General features: G+C 53.0%; 1 rRNA gene. It reads right to left on the bottom strand.

What is annotated here, in order from left to right:
* Positions 1 to 43 precede the first annotated feature (43 nt).
* Positions 44 to 1,586, bottom strand: a 16S ribosomal RNA gene (locus tag ACLBVC_RS24710).
* Positions 1,587 to 1,625: the final 39 nt, after the last annotated feature.

Below are 1,625 nucleotides of genomic sequence, written 5' to 3'. Positions count from 1 at the left end.
ATCAGACAATCTGTGTGGACACTGCACAATGCGTATCTTGAGGTAAGGAGGTGATCCAACCGCAGGTTCCCCTACGGTTACCTTGTTACGACTTCACCCCAGTCATGAATCACAAAGTGGTAAGCGCCCTCCCGAAGGTTAAGCTACCTACTTCTTTTGCAACCCACTCCCATGGTGTGACGGGCGGTGTGTACAAGGCCCGGGAACGTATTCACCGTAGCATTCTGATCTACGATTACTAGCGATTCCGACTTCATGGAGTCGAGTTGCAGACTCCAATCCGGACTACGACATACTTTATGAGGTCCGCTTGCTCTCGCGAGTTCGCTTCTCTTTGTATATGCCATTGTAGCACGTGTGTAGCCCTACTCGTAAGGGCCATGATGACTTGACGTCATCCCCACCTTCCTCCGGTTTATCACCGGCAGTCTCCTTTGAGTTCCCACCATTACGTGCTGGCAACAAAGGATAAGGGTTGCGCTCGTTGCGGGACTTAACCCAACATTTCACAACACGAGCTGACGACAGCCATGCAGCACCTGTCTCAGAGTTCCCGAAGGCACTAAGCTATCTCTAGCAAATTCTCTGGATGTCAAGAGTAGGTAAGGTTCTTCGCGTTGCATCGAATTAAACCACATGCTCCACCGCTTGTGCGGGCCCCCGTCAATTCATTTGAGTTTTAACCTTGCGGCCGTACTCCCCAGGCGGTCGACTTAACGCGTTAGCTCCGGAAGCCACGCCTCAAGGGCACAACCTCCAAGTCGACATCGTTTACAGCGTGGACTACCAGGGTATCTAATCCTGTTTGCTCCCCACGCTTTCGCACCTGAGCGTCAGTCTTTGTCCAGGGGGCCGCCTTCGCCACCGGTATTCCTCCAGATCTCTACGCATTTCACCGCTACACCTGGAATTCTACCCCCCTCTACAAGACTCTAGCTTGCCAGTTTCAAATGCAGTTCCCAAGTTAAGCTCGGGGATTTCACATCTGACTTAACAAACCGCCTGCGTGCGCTTTACGCCCAGTAATTCCGATTAACGCTTGCACCCTCCGTATTACCGCGGCTGCTGGCACGGAGTTAGCCGGTGCTTCTTCTGCGAGTAACGTCAATCGCTGCAGCTATTAACTGCAACGCCTTCCTCCTCGCTGAAAGTGCTTTACAACCCTAAGGCCTTCTTCACACACGCGGCATGGCTGCATCAGGCTTGCGCCCATTGTGCAATATTCCCCACTGCTGCCTCCCGTAGGAGTCTGGACCGTGTCTCAGTTCCAGTGTGGCTGGTCATCCTCTCAGACCAGCTAGGGATCGTCGCCTAGGTGAGCCATTACCTCACCTACTAGCTAATCCCATCTGGGCACATCCGATGGCGTGAGGCCCGAAGGTCCCCCACTTTGGTCTTGCGACATCATGCGGTATTAGCTACCGTTTCCAGTAGTTATCCCCCTCCATCAGGCAGTTTCCCAGACATTACTCACCCGTCCGCCGCTCGTCACCCAGAGAGCAAGCTCTCCTGTGCTACCGCTCGACTTGCATGTGTTAGGCCTGCCGCCAGCGTTCAATCTGAGCCATGATCAAACTCTTCAATTAAAAGTTCGATTTGCTTAAACAAGTTAAGCGGTGCTCAAA

The sequence above is a fragment of the Rahnella selenatireducens genome (assembly GCF_046449555.1).
In the GTDB taxonomy this organism is placed as follows: Bacteria; Pseudomonadota; Gammaproteobacteria; order Enterobacterales; family Enterobacteriaceae; genus Rahnella; species Rahnella selenatireducens.
This window is presented reverse-complemented; position numbering and strand designations above follow the sequence as displayed.